The 16,035-nt window shown below is 62.3% G+C and carries 16 protein-coding genes; 3 read left to right on the top strand and 13 right to left on the bottom strand.

Features of this window, described 5'->3' with window-relative positions; translation table 11 throughout:
* Positions 1 to 13: 13 nt before the first annotated feature.
* The 13 genes from lpxB to pyrH all read right to left on the bottom strand — a co-directional run bounded on the left by lpxB (position 14) and on the right by pyrH (position 12,082).
* Positions 14 to 1,147, bottom strand: coding sequence for a lipid-A-disaccharide synthase (gene lpxB / locus MN188_RS03115; protein ID WP_242106040.1), 1,134 nt, complete (start codon positions 1,145 to 1,147; stop codon positions 14 to 16).
* Positions 1,147 to 1,953, bottom strand: coding sequence for an LpxI family protein (locus MN188_RS03110; RefSeq protein ID WP_242106038.1), 807 nt, complete (start codon positions 1,951 to 1,953; stop codon positions 1,147 to 1,149). The genes lpxB and MN188_RS03110 overlap by 1 nt, the downstream gene beginning before the upstream one ends.
* A complete protein-coding gene (gene lpxA, locus MN188_RS03105) occupies positions 1,953 to 2,750 on the bottom strand; it encodes an acyl-ACP--UDP-N-acetylglucosamine O-acyltransferase (protein ID WP_242106036.1) in 798 nt (265 codons plus the stop codon). Before lpxA ends, MN188_RS03110 begins: the two co-directional genes overlap by 1 nt.
* Positions 2,751 to 2,753: 3 nt before the next feature.
* A complete protein-coding gene (fabZ, locus tag MN188_RS03100; RefSeq protein WP_242106034.1) occupies positions 2,754 to 3,215 on the bottom strand; it encodes a 3-hydroxyacyl-ACP dehydratase FabZ in 462 nt (153 codons plus the stop codon).
* A gap of 66 nt (positions 3,216 to 3,281) precedes the next feature.
* Positions 3,282 to 3,908 carry an OmpH/Skp family outer membrane protein gene (locus tag MN188_RS03095; RefSeq protein WP_242106026.1) on the bottom strand — a complete coding sequence of 209 codons (627 nt, stop codon included), beginning with the start codon at positions 3,906 to 3,908 and terminating at the stop codon, positions 3,282 to 3,284.
* A 10-nt stretch (positions 3,909 to 3,918) separates the two neighbouring features.
* Positions 3,919 to 6,300 carry an outer membrane protein assembly factor BamA gene (bamA, locus tag MN188_RS03090; protein ID WP_242106023.1) on the bottom strand — a complete coding sequence of 794 codons (2,382 nt, stop codon included), beginning with the start codon at positions 6,298 to 6,300 and terminating at the stop codon, positions 3,919 to 3,921.
* A gap of 169 nt (positions 6,301 to 6,469) precedes the next feature.
* Complete coding sequence (locus tag MN188_RS17565; RefSeq protein WP_275116075.1) at positions 6,470 to 6,601, bottom strand: hypothetical protein; 132 nt, start codon at positions 6,599 to 6,601, stop codon at positions 6,470 to 6,472.
* 94 nt (positions 6,602 to 6,695) lie between these two features.
* Positions 6,696 to 8,027: an RIP metalloprotease RseP gene (rseP, locus tag MN188_RS03085; protein WP_242106021.1), complete on the bottom strand. Its 1,332-nt coding sequence runs from the start codon at positions 8,025 to 8,027 to the stop codon at positions 6,696 to 6,698.
* Positions 8,028 to 8,044: 17 nt separating this feature from the next.
* Positions 8,045 to 9,214 (bottom strand): 1-deoxy-D-xylulose-5-phosphate reductoisomerase, encoded by a 1,170-nt coding sequence (gene dxr, locus MN188_RS03080; protein ID WP_242106012.1) that lies wholly within the window; start codon positions 9,212 to 9,214, stop codon positions 8,045 to 8,047.
* Between the two features lie 2 nt (positions 9,215 to 9,216).
* Positions 9,217 to 9,999 carry a phosphatidate cytidylyltransferase gene (locus MN188_RS03075; RefSeq protein ID WP_242106010.1) on the bottom strand — a complete coding sequence of 261 codons (783 nt, stop codon included), beginning with the start codon at positions 9,997 to 9,999 and terminating at the stop codon, positions 9,217 to 9,219.
* Positions 9,996 to 10,718, bottom strand: coding sequence for a polyprenyl diphosphate synthase (uppS, locus tag MN188_RS03070; protein WP_289052987.1), 723 nt, complete (start codon positions 10,716 to 10,718; stop codon positions 9,996 to 9,998). Before uppS ends, MN188_RS03075 begins: the two co-directional genes overlap by 4 nt.
* A gap of 32 nt (positions 10,719 to 10,750) precedes the next feature.
* A complete protein-coding gene (frr, locus tag MN188_RS03065; protein WP_242106008.1) occupies positions 10,751 to 11,317 on the bottom strand; it encodes a ribosome recycling factor in 567 nt (188 codons plus the stop codon).
* Positions 11,318 to 11,344: 27 nt separating this feature from the next.
* Positions 11,345 to 12,082, bottom strand: coding sequence for a UMP kinase (gene pyrH, locus MN188_RS03060; RefSeq protein ID WP_242106006.1), 738 nt, complete (start codon positions 12,080 to 12,082; stop codon positions 11,345 to 11,347).
* Positions 12,083 to 12,195: 113 nt separating this feature from the next.
* On the opposite strand from pyrH, the gene miaA reads away from it, so the two are divergent.
* From miaA to MN188_RS03045, 3 genes are all read left to right on the top strand, one after another.
* The gene (miaA, locus tag MN188_RS03055) at positions 12,196 to 13,080 is read left to right on the top strand and encodes a tRNA (adenosine(37)-N6)-dimethylallyltransferase MiaA (protein WP_242106004.1); all 885 of its coding nucleotides are present in this window, start codon (positions 12,196 to 12,198) and stop codon (positions 13,078 to 13,080) included.
* A 119-nt stretch (positions 13,081 to 13,199) separates the two neighbouring features.
* Positions 13,200 to 14,006, top strand: coding sequence for a helix-turn-helix transcriptional regulator (locus tag MN188_RS03050; protein WP_242106001.1), 807 nt, complete (start codon positions 13,200 to 13,202; stop codon positions 14,004 to 14,006).
* Positions 14,007 to 14,245: 239 nt separating this feature from the next.
* Positions 14,246 to 15,913 carry an ABC transporter substrate-binding protein gene (locus tag MN188_RS03045; RefSeq protein ID WP_242105999.1) on the top strand — a complete coding sequence of 556 codons (1,668 nt, stop codon included), beginning with the start codon at positions 14,246 to 14,248 and terminating at the stop codon, positions 15,911 to 15,913.
* Positions 15,914 to 16,035 lie beyond the last annotated feature (122 nt).

The following is a 16,035-nucleotide window of genomic DNA, read 5'->3' as shown; positions in this document are numbered from 1 at the left end:
GAGACTCAGGACGTCACACCACGTTCAGGACGGCGCGGGCTGCGCGCAGGCCCGGCGCTTCACCGCCGCGCCCCAACCGCACCATCGTCAATTCCATCGCCGCGCGCTGTGCGCTGGGGTCGTCCAGTTGGGCTAAAAGCGCCGGCGCGATCAGCTCGGCACGGCACTTGTCCAACAGGAACTCCGGCACGACCCGCGTTTCCGACACCAGATTGACCAGGGTCACCGTATCGAGCTTCACCGCACGGGCAATAATCTGGCGGCTGATCCAGGCCAAATCATAGGCGATCACCATCGGCGTCCCATTTGCCGCAAGCTCCAGCGACACGGTGCCAGAGGCCGCAAGTGCCACATCCGCAGCGCCAAACGCGGCGCGTTTGGCTTCCAGGTCATCCGCCGCGATCAGGATCGGCGCGCCCGGCCAATCGGCTGTTACCTGCCCCACCAGTTCGGTGACGCCCTGCGCCACCGGCACCACCACGCGCGCCTCGGGGCGCTGGGCTACAACCTGGCGCAGGGCCGTGCCAAAGGTTTCGGCCAGACGCGACACCTCGCCCTTGCGCGAGCCCGGCAGGGCCAGGATCAGAGGGGCCTCCCCAACCGCGTGCGCGGCGCGAAATGCCTGCGCCTCGTCTGCCTGCGCCAGCGGTTCGGCCACCACCGGGTGACCGACGAAATCGCACCCCATCCCGGCGGCTTCCATATAGGGCGGCTCGAACGGCAATAGCGCCAGCACGTGGTCTATCACCTTGGCCATCTTCTTAGCCCGTCCCGGACGCCATGCCCAAACCGACGGTGCCACGTAATGCACGATCTTCACGTCCGACACCGCTTTCACCAACTTGGCCACACGCAGGCAGAAATCGGGGCTGTCGATGGTGACGATCACGTCAGGTTTCCAGGCCAGCGCGGCCTCGGCCACTTCGCGAATGCGGCGTTTGAGATGGAAATACTTTGGCGCAACTTCGGCGATGCCCATGATCGACAGCTCGGACATGGGAAACTGACTTACAAGCCCCTCGCCCGCCATGCCGGTGCCACCGACCCCGGCAAACTCCACCCCCGCGGACAGCTCTTTCAACCCGGCCATCAAAGCCGCACCCAAACGGTCGCCCGATGGCTCCCCTGCAATCACGAAGACCCGCATCAGCGGGCAATCAGGAACAGGTTGTTTTCACGCACCAGGCGAAACACCTCTTCCTGCTCTAACACGATGACGCCACCGGCCGCGATGAACAGCCCGGCCAGCCCTGCGCCCGCCACGTTGCGCACCGTGTCTGGCCCGATCGTGGGCATGTCGACACGCAGATCCTGATCGATCTTGGCCGCTTTCACGAACACGCCCTTTTCCCCGCGTTTCAGGCCCTCAGGCGTGTCCGCCACGAAGCGAAGCATCGCGTCCGTGCCCTGGATCGTTTCAATCCCAAGGCATTGCCCGCCCGCCACCACGGCGGATTGCGCCACATCCTGGGGCGAAATCGCGATGAGGATATCAAGCGCGCGCAAAGCGTCCGCGCGTTCCTGTTCGCTGGGCACCCGGCCCACGACCAGGTGCGGATCCACCATCAACGCAGGCGCGGCTTCGCTGGCCGCCACGACGCGAAAGCCTTCGTCCTCGAACAATTTCAGCACGACGCGCAGCAGCCCGTCGTCGCCGCCCTTCATCGCCTTGAGCACCTTGGGGGCCAGCTTGGCGGTGGTCACGTCGAATTTCAGCGGGTTCAGCTTGGGGCGCGTCATGGCCCCGGCAAAGACCACCTCGCTGACCGCATTGGCGCGCAGGTCTCGAAACAACCGCCCCAGTTTTTCGAACGAGGCCGAAATATGGATGCGCCCGGTGGGCACGTCCACGTCGACGCCGTCAAAGGTGACAAACACGCTGGTATCGTCCGCCTGCGCAATCTCCTGCGGTAAAAGGCCGTGTCCGGCAAGGATGGCGGTGCGCGGCTCCATCAGCTTGGGGTCAGAAAGCCGCGATCACTGTCGCCCAGGATGAAGGTGACCATTTCGCGTACATAGTCGCTGTCGGCTTCTTCGCTCAGCCGTTGCGCCCGCTCTTGAAACGATCCGTCGCCCTGCTTCAGCATCAGGAACGCGGCCCGCATCGCGGTGATGTCGGCGCGATCGACGCCGCGCCTTTTCAGCCCGACCAGGTTCAGCCCGTCCAGCTCCGCCCGAGGACCCTGAACCAGGGCATGGGGCAGAACATCCGCCGTCACCATAGACAGCGCGCCGATGATGGCACCGCGACCGATACGCACGAATTGGTGGATGCCTGACAGGCCGCCAACGATCACCTGATCGCCGATGATGACGTGACCGGCAACGGCCACATTGTTCACCAGGATGACGTGGTTTCCGATGATCGCATCGTGCGCCACGTGGCAGCCCGCCATGAACAAACCATCGTCGCCGATCCTCGTCAGCCCACCGCCCCCGGCGGTGCCCGGGTTCATCGTCACGTGTTCGCGAATGCGGTTGCGCTGGCCGATTTCCAGCCGTGTCTCTTCGCCGCCGAACTTCTTGTCCTGCGGAATTTCCCCGATCACGGCGAAGGAAAAGATCACCGTCTCGTCGCCGATAACCGTGTCGCCGGTCACGACGACATGGCTTTTCAATTCAACCCCCGTGCCCAGCCGCACTTTGGGACCGATCAGGCAGAACGCGCCGATCTTGCAGCCGGGGCCGATCTGGGCCCCCGCTTCGACCACCGCGCTGGAGTGGACCTCTGCGCTGGGATCAATCGCCACGGATCAGCCCTCGCCGCGCACGTCGATCATCGCCATGAACTCGGCTTCGCAGGCGACCTCGTCGCCGACCATCGCGCGGCCCTTGAATTTCCAGACTTTCGATCCGCCACGCAGGGTGGTCACATGCAGTTCCAACATGTCGCCCGGCACCACCTTGCGGCGGAACTTGGCCTTCTCGATGCCCATGAAATAGACAAGCGCGTCCTTGCCCACCAGATCCATCGACAGCGAAACCATCACCGCCGAGGCCTGCGCCATCGCTTCAACAATGGTGACACCGGGCATGATCGGCGTGCCGGGAAAATGGCCCTGAAAATGCGGTTCGTTCATCGTGACCATCTTGATGCCACGGCAGCTTTCATTCGGCACGATATCCTCGACCCGATCGACCAGAAGGAACGGATAGCGGTGCGGAATGCACTTTTGGATCAGGGCGATATCGGCGGAGGTGGGAACATCGGTCATGCGTCAGGTATCCTTGGATTTTGTCCTGTCCTGACTAGCAAGTCCCGCCCGACAGGACAATCTCTATCAATTGTCGGTCGCGGGGGCCTCAGTTGTCGAAGGGGCGTCAGGTGCGGCAGGTGCGGGGCCCTGCCCGTCCGGTTGGGTGCCGTCACCTAGAACCTGGTTGATCCGGGTAATGGCCAGATCGGTGATGTCGATATTCTGCGTGGTCAGGAGGATCACGCGCCGGTCCAGGATCACCACCGCGCCCATCTCTCGCAAAAGCTGCCCCAGAAGCGGCCCAATCTCGTCGTAAAAGGCCAGTTGAGCGGTCTCATTGCGGCGCACGAAATTCTGTTCGGTCACCACACGTTCGCTCCGCAACGCCTGCACCTTCGCGTCGAAAGCGTCGGCCTTGGCACGAAAAACGTCCGCCTCTAGTGTCGCGCGGTCATCCGCCAGCGCTTTCTCCTCGGCCTCAAGCGCCTGTTCGATCTCACGGGTTTCTGCCGCCAAACGGCTGCGCTCGATCTCAAGTTCAGCCAGAACCCGTTGCCCATAGGCACTGCCGGAAAACAGCCTTTCGCGGTCGACAATGACGATCTGCGACACGCTTTTGCCCATGTCCTGGGACACCGCACCACCGGCCCCGAAAAGGCTCAGGACCAGTGCCAGCGCACCAGCAAAAACGGGGCTTAGGACGGTCCGCAAACCGGCACCCTCAGAACGTCGTCGAAATAGTGAATTCGAATTTGTTCTCGATGTCGTAGTCTTCCTTGCTCAGGGCGCGGGTGAAGTTGAAGCGCAGCGGCCCGATCGGCGTGTTCCAGAAAATCGACGCCCCGACGACCGAGCGCAGCTTCGCGCTGTCATCGATCGCAGCGGTGCCAGCGGTATCATCCAACCCCCACACCGAGCCAACGTCGACGAAAACGCCACCGGTGATGCCGTATTCCTCGGGAATACCAAGGGGGAATTCGGCCTCAAGCCGCGCAACTGCGAAGAAATTGCCGCCGACCGCATCGCCGGGATAAGTGCCGGCAGCGGTGCCCAAATCGCGCGGACCAACACCGTTGACCGCGAAGCCGCGCATCTGGCTGGGCGGCAGGAAGAACCTGTCGGTGGCACGTGAGCTTGCGCTATTGAGCGACATCAGCGCGCCGCCTTCGATGGTGCCTCGCAGGGTCACGGCATCGTTCAAGATGACGGTCCGACCGGTCAGGCTCGCCTCGGTCTTGGCATATTGGTAATCGGCGCCAAGGCCTCCGAAATCGGTATCAAGACTGAACCGGATTCCGGCTTGAGGATTCAACCCCGTGCGGCGGTTATCGAAGCTGTAACCGAAGCCCACACCAGCACCGACTTGGGTGCCGCGATCCACTTCGCGCTCAAGCAACGCAGACATCGTTCCGGGGACATAGCCCTCGGGATAGGTCATCTCGGCGCCGTCACCGAAGACGCGCACCGACATGCGACCATTGTCACTGACCGGGAAGTTCAGCGACGGACGCAGGCCGATCAAGCGTGTGTTGTAGCCTTCAGACGCCGTGTTGCTTTCCGTGTAGTAGGCGGCCAGCGAAAAACGCAGATCGCGATCCAGGAAATTCGGTTCGGTAAAGTTGAAGGAAAAGGCCGCCGAATCCTCACCGGTGACAAGCGACAGGGATACGGATTGGCCTCGGCCGAGGAAGTTGCGCTCCTGAAAAGCAATATTAAGGCCAAAGCCCTGTTCCAGGCTGTAGGCCCCGCCAAAGTTGAAGCTTCCGGTCGGCTTTTCTTCCAGGTTCACATCGACCACGACCTGATCGGGGGCCGAACCTTCGCGCGCCTGCACGTCAGCATTTGCAAAAAAGCCAAGCGCACGAATGCGTTCCGCGCTTTCGCGGATGGCGCGCGGGTTGAAAGGATCGCCTTCCACCGTAGAGAACTGATTGCGCACGACGCGGTCCAGCGTGGTCGCGTTGCCTTCGATGTCGATGCGTTCGACGATGATGCGCGGCCCGCGGGTGAGCACCAGCTCAAGATCCAAAGTCAGGGCGCGGTCGTTCCGCACCAAGCGCGGCTCAACACGAATGAAGTTCAAGCCCTTTTGCAGCGCCAGCCTCTCCATCCGTGCGATGGTGTTTTCCACCAGCGCCGGGTTGTAGGTCACACCCGAACGCAGTTTGGACACGGCTGCAAATTCGTCCGGGTCCACATCCGGCAGGTCACTGGTTGTGATGATGTCCCCGAATTTGAAGCTCTGCCCTTCGCGGACCTGAAAGGTTACGAAAAACGCGTTGCGCTCGCGGGTGAATTCGCTCGACACCGCTTGGGTCTGGAAATCGACATAGCCGCGCGACAGATAAAAATCCTGCAAAACCTGTTTGTCGAACTCGATCCGGTCCGGCGTATAGGTGTCGGCGCGGATGAATTGACGCAAAATGCCCGCCTGCTTGGTTTCCAGAACCCGACGCAGTCGACGGTCAGAAAACGCCCGGTTACCGGTGAACGAGAGGCGCTCAACCTCGACCGAGCGGCCTTCGGTCACTTCGAACACCACGTCGACGCGGTTGTTCGAGCGGCGGATGATGACGGGATCGACTGTGGCCGCCAGACGGCCATCGGACTGATACACCTTGGTGATCGTTACCGCGTCGAGCTCGGCGCGCGATGGTGAGTACACCTGGCGCGGGCGCGATTTCAGCAACGGCGCAAAGACGTCGTCCTTGAGCCGCCGGTTGCCTTCAACCGAAACGCGGTTGATGGTGGGATATTCGCGCAGTTGCACGACCAGCAGGTTTCCGCGTGGTACCAGGTTCACCTGTTCGAACAAGCCCGAGCCCTGAAGCCGCTGATAGGCGTCATTGAGCTGCGCGGCCGACACGGTCTCGCCTTTGCCGAATCCCAGGTAGGTGAGGATCGTTGCCGCCTCGATGCGCTGGTTGCCTTCGATCTGCACCTTGCTGAAGTTATAGGCCTGAGCCTGAGCCGGTTGCACCGTCCCTGCACAAACCCCTGCAACCGCAAGGAAAATGATGGTGGCAAGCCGCGTGGCGGTGGTTTTCAATCCCGTCCGCTGCCCGGCAACGGCAACGGCATCACGCCCCAGAAAATTCAGCATGTTGTAATCTTTCGCTCAGACATCCCAGTCCCTAGTGTGAGTAATGGGTCAAGACAGCCTTGTCAAAGCGCGAAACGCCCCCAGCGACATCAGTCGAAGGCGGCGTTGAAACGGGTTTAATGCTGTAGACGTGGTTGAAGACGGGCCACCGCCCGGATCAAGGGTGTGATCAGCCGACCAGGGTCCCAAGAAAGGCACCGGTCCCAAGCGCTCCGGCGATGGTGCCAACGTAAAGCAGACGGTCCCAGTTCAGGTCCATCAAAAGCGACAATCCGCGGTAGCTTTGCTGAATTTGTTCCATGGGTACGGTCCCTGTTGACATATACAAGTCATGGGTAGCGACCGAATGTGGCTACAGATGCCCCGAAATGTGGCAATTGTGTGACCAAGGCCGCTCAGGGGCAGAACAGGTCATTCGTCAGCCCAAGCGCCATGATCGACAGAACCAGCACCACACCGATCGTCATCAGAATGTTCAGCACCTTGTCGCTGGGCGGCTTGCCCCGCACGGCCTCATAGGCATGGAACATCAGATGGCCACCATCCAGCACAGGGATCGGGAACAGGTTTAAAAGTCCTACGGCGGTGGACAGCACCGCGACGAACCAAATGAAGCTGGACAAGCCCTGGCTGGCCGCCTGCCCCGAGGTTTCGGCAATGCCGATGGGCCCGCGCAAATTGCAGCTGGAGATCGCGCCTGTAACCATATGATACAGGCCCGACAGCGAAGATTTGACGATAAAGACGGTCTGGGTCGCACCATAGGACAGCGCTTCGCCCATACCCGGCGTGCGGGTCGCCGGGGTGAAGATCATCGCGCCGTTGATGCCGATCAGCCAGCGGGTTTCAAACCCGCCCTCGGGCAGCGGAATATCGACCCGGCGCGGGGTCAGGGTCACATCAAGCGATTCCCCGTCGCGGATCAGGCCCAGCACCAGTTCGGCCCCGCCACCATTCACCACACGCTGGCGCAGCTGCTCAAACGTGGCAATCGCGTCGCCATCGATGGTGACAATCAGGTCGTCGGGTTTGATACCGGCGTCAACGGCGGCCGATTGAGGGCTGACACTGCCCACCAGCGGCGGGAACGGATGCGGCGCGGACACCAGGTGTTCGCCCCCCTTGCGCTCAACCAGGTAATTCAGCGGGCTTTGTTCGGGCAATTCGGCAATGAAGGTCGGAAATTCAGCCAGCGCAGGCGCGGTGCGCCCGTCGATTTCAAGGATCAGGTCGCCCGAGTCCAGCGTGCCTTCGATCCCCGGTATCTGCGCGACTTCGTCGACGGTCAGCGGATCGCTGGCGATCCCTTGCGAAAACAGCACGCCTGCGAAGATCAACCCGGACAGGACGAAGTTGAAAATCGGCCCGGCGGCCACGGTGGCCGCACGCGCCCACAAAGGCGCGCCGTGCAGGGTCGAGCGCCGCTCACCTGCGTCCATCTCCGCCAATTCTTCTTCGTCCGCCTTGCCCGAGGCCACATTGGCATCACCGTGGAACTTCACATAGCCGCCGACCGGAAGCGCGGCGATCTGCCATTGCGTGCCGTGTTTGTCGGTGCGTTTGGCCAGAACCGGGCCGACGCCGATCGAAAACACGTCCGCCTTGATGCCGGAAATGCGCCCGATGATATAATGGCCGTATTCGTGCACTGCGACGATGATCGTCAGCGCAACAAGAAACGCCAAAATAGTCAGGCCCAGGCCACCGAATGAAGGGATGAAGTCCAAATCTGCCTCCTGCCGGGTTAGGTCCCGGCGTTTATCAAGTCTTTTGCGGTTCTGCGTGCCATCTGGTCCGCCGCGCGCACGTTATCAAGGGTGATTGCGGCATGAGCAAGGCTTGCATCGCCCTCAAGGCGGTCCAGCGCCTGTTCCACCACCTGAGCCATATCCATGAAGCCGACTTGCCCGGCGATGAAGCCGTCCAGTGCGATTTCCTTGGCCGCGTTGAAGATCGCGCCGGTCAGCCCGCCCGCGTCCATAACCTCGCGTGCCAGCCGCAGCGCCGGGTAACGCACCTCATCGGGCGCGCGAAACTCAAGCTGGCCGATCGAGGCCAGGTCCAGCCGCTCCACCGGCAAGTCGCGCCGGTCCGGCCAATGCAGTGCATAGCCGATCGCATGGCGCATGTCCGGTGGGCCGATATGCGCCATCATGGCACCGTCGTTGAAGCCGACAATGGCATGGACCAGAGATTGCGGATGCACCAGCACCTCGATCTGCGCCGGATCGACGCCGAAAAACTCGCGCGTTTCGATCAGCTCCAGCGCCTTGTTGAACATCGAGGCCGAATCGATGGTGATCCGTTGCCCCATGTCCCAGTTTGGGTGGCTTGAGGCCTGCGCCAGGGTCGCGCCAGCCAGTTTCTCCAACGGCCAATCGCGAAACGCACCACCGCTGGCGGTTATGATCACGCGCTCGACCGCGTCGATGTCTTCGCCAACCAGCCCCTGGAATACCGCGCTGTGTTCACTGTCCACCGGCAGGATGCGGGCGTGGTGCGCCTGCGCCGTGGCCATGATCAACGGCCCGGCGGTGACCAGGCTTTCCTTGTTGGCCAGTGCCAGAGTGCCGCGATGCTCCAACACGCGCAGGCCCGGCTCCAACCCCGCAGCACCGACAATGGCCGACATGGCCCAGTCGACTGGACGGCAGGCGGCCTCGTCAATGGCCCCTGCCCCGGCTGCGGCCTCGATCCCGGACCCGGCCAAGGCGTCGCGCAGGTCGGGCAGGTGTTCTTCGTGGGCGGTAACGGCAATCTCGGCCTTGAAGGCGCGCGCCTGTTCGGCCAGCCGGGTCACATTGTGTCCGCCCGTCAGCGCAACGACCTGATAGGCCTCAGGATCGCGCCCGATCAGATCCAGCGTGCTTTCGCCGATTGACCCGGTCGCCCCGAAAATGGAAATCCGTCGCACGCTCAGCCCCACAGGCCGCAAAGATGGGCCAGATACAGGCAAAAGGTCGCGCCCAGAAGCGCGTCAAACCGGTCAAACGCGCCGCCGTGGCCGGGGATCAGGTTGGAACTGTCCTTGATGCCGGTGTGGCGCTTCAATGCACTTTCCGCTGCATCGCCCATCTGTGAACCAAAGGACAGGATCACCGACAGCCAAATTACATGCCCACCCAGCCAGGGCGCGAAGGCAAGACCGACCAATGCAGCCCCCATCCAGCCTGCAATCGTGCCCGACCAGGTCTTCTTGGGGCTGACGGCCGGCCAGAATTTCGGCCCGCCCAGAATGCGCCCGGCGAAATAGCCTAGAATGTCGGTGGCCACGACCAATGCGACCAGCCACAGGATCACCACCAGTCCGGCTTGGGCATGAAATGCGGTGAGAGCAAAGCCCGCCACCATCGCATAAAGACCATAGAGCATAAAACGCACGCGGTCCGGCTTGGCCCCCAACGCGCCTGCGCCCATCATCACGGTGAAAAACAACAGAAGGAGCGCCATGCCGCCCGGCAGGAATCCGGCCAGAAACACCGCAGCCCCCATCGCCGCGCCCAAAGCGGCCGCGAGAACATCGCGGTCCGGGGCGATCATCCGGGTGATTTCCCAGCCGATCAGGCCGGTCACGAAAGCCACCAGCGCGCCAAAAACGACACCGCCGACCCAGATCGCCAACAGGCCGATCACGACCATTACCGCCGCAGACCCCATGCGTGGGCCCAGGTCGGCCCATTTCGAGGCGCCGCCGCTCATGTCGCCACCGCGCCAAAGCGCCGGTCGCGCCCGCCGAACCCGTTCACGATGCCAGCAAAGACATCGCGGGAGAAATCAGGCCACAGCGTGTCGATGAATTCATACTCCGCGTATGCTGATTGCCACAGCAGGAAGTTCGAAATCCGCGCCTCGCCCGAGGTGCGGATCACCAAGTCAGGGTCTGGTAAAACGCAAGTATCCAAATACTTTGGCAGGGTTTCTTCATCCACTGTCGCCGGGTCCAGCTTACCATCCGCCACATCCTGCGCCAGACGTTTGGTGGCCCGCGCCACCTCGTCCCGCCCGCCATAGTTCAGGGCGATGGTCAGATGCACACGATCATTCATCGACGTCATCTCTTCCAGCTCATCCATCAGCGCGATCAGCTTGGCGTCCAGCCGCACCCGATCGCCGATAAAGCGCACCCGCACCCCTTCGTCACGCAGCGCGCGCGCCTCTTTGGTGATATAGCGGCGAAACAGGCTCATCAGCCCGGCCACCTCGGTCTGGGTGCGTTTCCAGTTCTCGGTCGAAAAGGCGAATATTGTCAGATACTTGACCCCCAGGTCCGGGCAGGCCTCGACGATCTCGCGCACGCGTTTCGCCCCGGCGTGATGCCCGAACAGACGCGGCTTGCCCTGCCGTTGCGCCCACCGTCCGTTGCCATCCATGATGATGGCCACATGACGCGGGGCGCCCTTGGTGCTGTCTGGGGCCACTACGCCGCCCTCCACTGGTCCTACCGGGTCGATCAGACCTGCATGATCTCTTCCTGCTTGGCCTCAAGCGACTTGTCCACATGGGCCACGTGCTTGTCGGTCAGCTCCTGGATTTCATCATGCCACATCTTGTGGTCGTCGTCGCTCATCCCGCCCGCGGCCTTGGCGCGTTTAAGCTGATCCATGCCGTGATGACGCACATTGCGCACGGCCACACGGGCGCTTTCAGCATATTGCGCGGCAACCCGGGTCAGCTCCTTGCGGCGCTCTTCGTTCAACTCGGGGATCGGCAGCATGATGATGGTGCCGTTGAGCTGCGGGTTGATGCCCAGCCCGCTTTCGCGAATGGCCTTTTCAGCCGCCTGCACCATCGATTTGTCCCAGATGTTCACCGTCAACATGCGCGGTTCGGGCACGTTCACGGTGCCGATCTGGTTCAACGGCGTCTTGGCGCCATAGGCGTCCACCATGATCGGGTCCAGCATCGAGGCCGCTGCCCGCCCGGTCCGCAAGGACGCGAATTCACTGCGTAGCGCAGTCATTGCGCCATCCATCCGGCGCTCCAGATCATCCAGATCAACTTCGATTTCGTCAGACATCTTGTTCTTCCTCCTTCACGGCGCGGCCTAGCCGCTGACCCGCGTATATGTGCCTTCGCCCGCCAGAATGCCCCGAAAGCCCCCTGGTTCGTCCAGTGAAAAGACGATGATGGGCAGGTTATTGTCACGTGCCAAAGCAATCGCGCTGGCGTCCATCACGCCCAGGCGTTTTTGCAGCACGTCGTCATAGCTGACAGTGTCAAAGCGCACCGCGTCGTCATGCTTGGCCGGATCCTTATCATAGACGCCGTCGACCTTGGTACCCTTGAAGATCGCCTCGCAAGTCATTTCATTCGCACGCAAAGTTGCCGCCGTGTCGGTGGTGAAATAGGGGTTCCCGGTGCCCGCCGCAAAGATGCAAACGCGCTTTTTCTCAAGGTGGCGCACCGCGCGGCGGCGAATGTAAGGTTCGCAAACCTGATCCATCGGGATTGCGGAAATCACCCGTGTATAGACGCCAAGCCCTTCCAGCGCCGCCTGCATGGCCAGCGCGTTCATCACGGTGGCAAGCATACCCATGTAATCGGCCGTGGTCCGCTCCATCCCCTGCGCCGAACCCTGAAGCCCGCGAAAGATGTTGCCGCCGCCGATCACCATGCAAATCTCGACACCCATGTCATGCACCGTCTTCACCTCACGCGCGATGCGTTCGACGGTGGGTGGGTGCAGGCCGAAGCCCTGGTCGCCCATCAGCGCTTCGCCCGAGATTTTCAGCATGACCCGTTTGAAGGTCGTTTGCGGGGCCTCGGGGGATTGGTCGCTCATGGTTGCCACTCGTTCGTTGTCATGGTTCTTTGGCGGGCAAAATGGCCGAAACCGGCGGCGGGTTCAATGCAGGATTGACCCCTTCGCGAAAATGGTCGGTGAAAAAGGATCAAATGGACGATTTCATTCGCGATATTCCGGCCAAACAGCCGGTGCTGATCGCCGGCCCCACGGCGGCGGGCAAATCGGCGCTGGCGCTGGCGATTGCCCGCGACAAGGGCGGTGTGATCGTGAATGCGGACGCCTTGCAGGTGTTTTCCAACTGGCGGCTTTTGACCGCGCGCCCGTCGCAAGCCGATGAGGAAATGGCGCCGCATCTGCTGTATGGTCACGTGCCGGGGGATCAGGACTATTCCGTCGGCCATTGGCTGCGTGAGGTGGCCCCGGTCCTTGACGGGCCCGACCGCCCGATCATCGTTGGCGGCACCGGGTTGAATTTCACCGCCCTGACCGAAGGGCTGGCCGAGATCCCCCTGACCCCGCCCGAAATCCGCGCCGAGGGCGAGGCGTTGCTGCAAGCGAACGGGCTCGAGGCGATGTTGGACGAGCTGGACCCCGAGACACTGGCGCGGATCGACCAACGTAACCCGGCGCGGGTGGCGCGGGCCTGGGAGGTTTGGCGCACCACCGGGCGCGGGTTGGCGAGTTGGCAGGACGACACGCCGCCGCCGCTGCTGCCGCTGCCTGCGACCACTGCAATCGTGCTTGAGGCCGACCGCGACTGGCTGCGCGACCGAATCGCCCGGCGGTTCGATGCGATGATTGCCGACGGCGCAATCGAGGAAGTGCGGCGAAACCTTGCCGGTTGGGACCCGAAAGCCCCCAGCGCCAAGGCCATTGGTGCGCCGGAACTGATCGCACATCTGCAGGGCAAGGTCGATCTTGACACCGCCCGGCGTGACGCAATTGTCGCATCTCAGCAATATGCCAAACGGCAGCGCACATGGTTTCGTGCCCGTATGCGCGACTGGCACAAAATCTCGTTGCCAGACCAATAAAACCATCGTGCGGGCCTTGGAAACAAAGTGTTCGCGCAAATTTCCGGGGCGACAGAAGGGGAATAATCGGGTACCGATAGGGCTCTGTTGTAACCGCCGCCTGTGGAACTACGCCTTACATGACCCGCCCGACGCCCCTGCCTTCGCCGTTCCGTGTCCTGCCGCTTGCCCGCCTTGGAAAGGGCGGCCGATGGCGCACCGAAGCGATGCGCAGTTATGGCGCGCCGGTGCTGTTGTGGTTCACCCGTGGTCAGGGCCGGATCACCGTGAACGGCGTGACCGCCGGCTATGGCCCGCACAACGCGATCTTCCTGCCCGCGGGCACGATGCATGGGTTCGAAATGTCGAACCAGGTGCACGGGTCGATTGTGGTCTTCCCCGCCGGGGTCGAGGATGACCTGTCGCTGCCCGAGGACCCGGTGCACCTGCGCCTGCGCGAGGCCGACAAGCATTCCGAATTGTCCCGGTTGATCGAGAATCTGCAACGCGAGATGGAGAACGGATCGCCAATGGCCGACACGGCGATGATGTGTCACGCTGGGCTTCTGTCGGTCTGGATCGAACGCGAAATCCGCGACACCGACCTTGCCGAGCCCCGGCTGGATGCCTCGGGTCGTCTGGCGGCCGCCTTTACCGCGCTGGTCGAACAGGAGTTCCACTCGGCAAAATCCGTGCGCGACTATGCGTCCGAATTGGGAGTCACGCCGACCCACCTGAGCCGCGTCTGCAACAGGGCCTGTGGTCGCCCGGCCTCGGCCATTCTGGCCGACCGCGTGCATTACGAGGCGCGCCGACTGCTGTCGGAAACACACCTTCCGATCAAGGACATCGCGAAATCGCTGGGCTTTGCCAGCCCGGCCTATTTCACCCGGGCGTTTCACAACCATACCGGGCGCACCCCGTCCGAGTTTCGCCGCAACGCCTGATCTTCGCGTGCCTGTCGGGCTTTCCTGACACTTTTCGCAAAATCCGCACATGTCGTTTTTATTCCATGCACATGTCGCTTTTGTGACCTGAAACGGCGAAACCAAACATTGACCTTTGCCACAAAAAAGGGCCCCATGTCTTTCGGAGGGGGTCTGCACCCGGTCTGCGCGCACGCGTGGTCACGGGAAAATGTACTGACCTTTCAATAAAAAAAAGAACGTGTCACAGGGAGAAGAAGATGACGCATCACACCAAGATCATGCACCCGGCTGCGGAAATGTACGCGGCGGAATGCAAGGCGGGCAAACTTGACCGCCGTGAATTCCTGACCCGCGCCACCGCGCTGGGCGTGACCGCGACCGGCGCCTATGGCCTGCTTGGCCTGGCAGCTCCGGCCCGCGCCGCAAGCATGGCCCAGGACGGCGGCACACTGCGCATGCAGATGGAAGTGCGCGCCCTCAAAGATCCGCGCACCTATGACTGGACACAGATCGCGGCCTTCACCGCTGGGTGGCTGGAATACCTGATCGAATACAATTCCGACGGCACGTTCCGCGGTATGCTTGTCGAAAGCTGGACCGCGAACGATAACGCCACCGAATACGTTCTGAACGTGCGCAAGGGCGTGAAATGGAACAACGGTGACGATTTCACCGCTGACGACGTCGCGCGCAACATCGCCAGCTGGTGCGACAAGGGCGCCGAAGGCAACTCGATGGCCGGGCGCATGGCTTCGCTGATCGACGAAGACTCCGGCATGGCCCGCGATGGTGCCATCACCGTGGTCGACAGCCACACCGTGAAGCTGACCCTGCCGCAGCCCGACATCACCATCATTCCCGGCATGGCCGATTACCCGGCCGCGATCGTGCACAGCTCGCACAATCCCGATGACATGCTGGGCACGGCTGTGGGCACCGGCGCTTACATGCCCGAAAGCCTTGAGGTCGGCGTGAAAGCCGTTGTCGTAAAGAACCCAGACCACACCTGGTGGGGTCATGATGCCCTGCCCGAGGGCGGCGCCTACCTCGACCGGATCGAATTCATCGACTATGGCACCGATCCCGCCGCTTGGGTGGCCGCAGCCGAAGCGGAAGAGGTCGACACGATCTGGGAAACCGTTGGTGACTTTGTCGACGTGTTCGACGGCCTGGGCTGGGTGAAGTCCGAAGTCGTGTCCGGCGCCACCATCGTTGTGCGCCCGAACCAGTTGGCCGAAGTGGACGGCATGAAGCCTTACGCTGACAAGCGCGTGCGTCAGGCCATCTCGATGGCTGTCGACAATGCGATCTGCCTTGAGCTTGGCTATGCCAACCGTGGCGCGGTTGCCGACAATTGCCACGCAGGTCCGGTGCACCCCGAGCATGACGCTTCGGTCACCCGCCTGCCGTATGACCCGGTCAAGGCCAAGGCGCTGCTGGACGAATCTGGCATGGCCGATTTTGAGTTCGAACTGGTCTCGATCGACGATGACTGGCGCAAGAACACCAATGATGCCGTCGCCGCGCAGATGCGTGACGCGGGTTTCAACGTGAAGCGCACGATCATCCCCGGCTCGACCTTCTGGAACGACTGGACCAAATACCCGTTCTCGTCGACCAACTGGAACCACCGCCCGCTGGCCACCCAGATCTGGGGCCTGGCCTATCGCACCGGCGAAGCGTGGAACGAGTTCGGCTTTGCCAATGACGAGTTCGACGCCCTGCTGGCCGAAGCCAACTCCCTGGCCGACGCGGATGCGCGCCGTGCCGTGGCTGGCAAATGCCAGGCGATCCTGATCGAGGAAGGCGTGACGATCCAGCCCTACTGGCGCTCGCTCTATCGCCACTCGAGCGAGAACGTGGTGGGCTGCGACATGCACATCGCCTATCTGCCGCAGGTCTACAAATGGGGCCTCAAGGGCTGAGCCTGACGCTCAAGAAAACGGGCCGCGCGGCATCTCGCGCGGCCCATTCAACAGGTGCCGCATCCCAGCGCACCGCTGACAGAACGGGCCGGACAAGAGCCCGCATGACCTGACAGGGACAC

Source organism: Aliiroseovarius subalbicans (assembly GCF_022678625.1).
Classification (GTDB): domain Bacteria; phylum Pseudomonadota; class Alphaproteobacteria; order Rhodobacterales; family Rhodobacteraceae; genus Aliiroseovarius_A; species Aliiroseovarius_A subalbicans.
The sequence above is the reverse complement of the archived record's forward strand: the minus strand, read 5'-3'. Positions and strand labels throughout refer to the sequence as shown.

Excerpts from the sequence above, each read along its gene's own strand:
- MN188_RS03050 (WP_242106001.1), top strand. The coding sequence starts at position 13,200 with ATGACCCGCCCGACGCCCCTGCCTTCGCCGTTCCGTGTCCTGCCGCTT.
- lpxB (WP_242106040.1), bottom strand. The coding sequence starts at position 1,147 with ATGCGGGTCTTCGTGATTGCAGGGGAGCCATCGGGCGACCGTTTGGGT.
- fabZ (WP_242106034.1), bottom strand. The coding sequence starts at position 3,215 with ATGACCGATGTTCCCACCTCCGCCGATATCGCCCTGATCCAAAAGTGC.
- bamA (WP_242106023.1), bottom strand. The coding sequence starts at position 6,300 with ATGCTGAATTTTCTGGGGCGTGATGCCGTTGCCGTTGCCGGGCAGCGG.
- frr (WP_242106008.1), bottom strand. The coding sequence starts at position 11,317 with ATGTCTGACGAAATCGAAGTTGATCTGGATGATCTGGAGCGCCGGATG.
- MN188_RS03110 (WP_242106038.1), bottom strand. The coding sequence starts at position 1,953 with ATGGAGCCGCGCACCGCCATCCTTGCCGGACACGGCCTTTTACCGCAG.
- MN188_RS03075 (WP_242106010.1), bottom strand. The coding sequence starts at position 9,999 with ATGAGCGGCGGCGCCTCGAAATGGGCCGACCTGGGCCCACGCATGGGG.
- pyrH (WP_242106006.1), bottom strand. The coding sequence starts at position 12,082 with ATGAGCGACCAATCCCCCGAGGCCCCGCAAACGACCTTCAAACGGGTC.
- MN188_RS03045 (WP_242105999.1), top strand. The coding sequence starts at position 14,246 with ATGACGCATCACACCAAGATCATGCACCCGGCTGCGGAAATGTACGCG.
- MN188_RS17565 (WP_275116075.1), bottom strand. The coding sequence starts at position 6,601 with ATGGAACAAATTCAGCAAAGCTACCGCGGATTGTCGCTTTTGATGGAC.
- miaA (WP_242106004.1), top strand. The coding sequence starts at position 12,196 with ATGGACGATTTCATTCGCGATATTCCGGCCAAACAGCCGGTGCTGATC.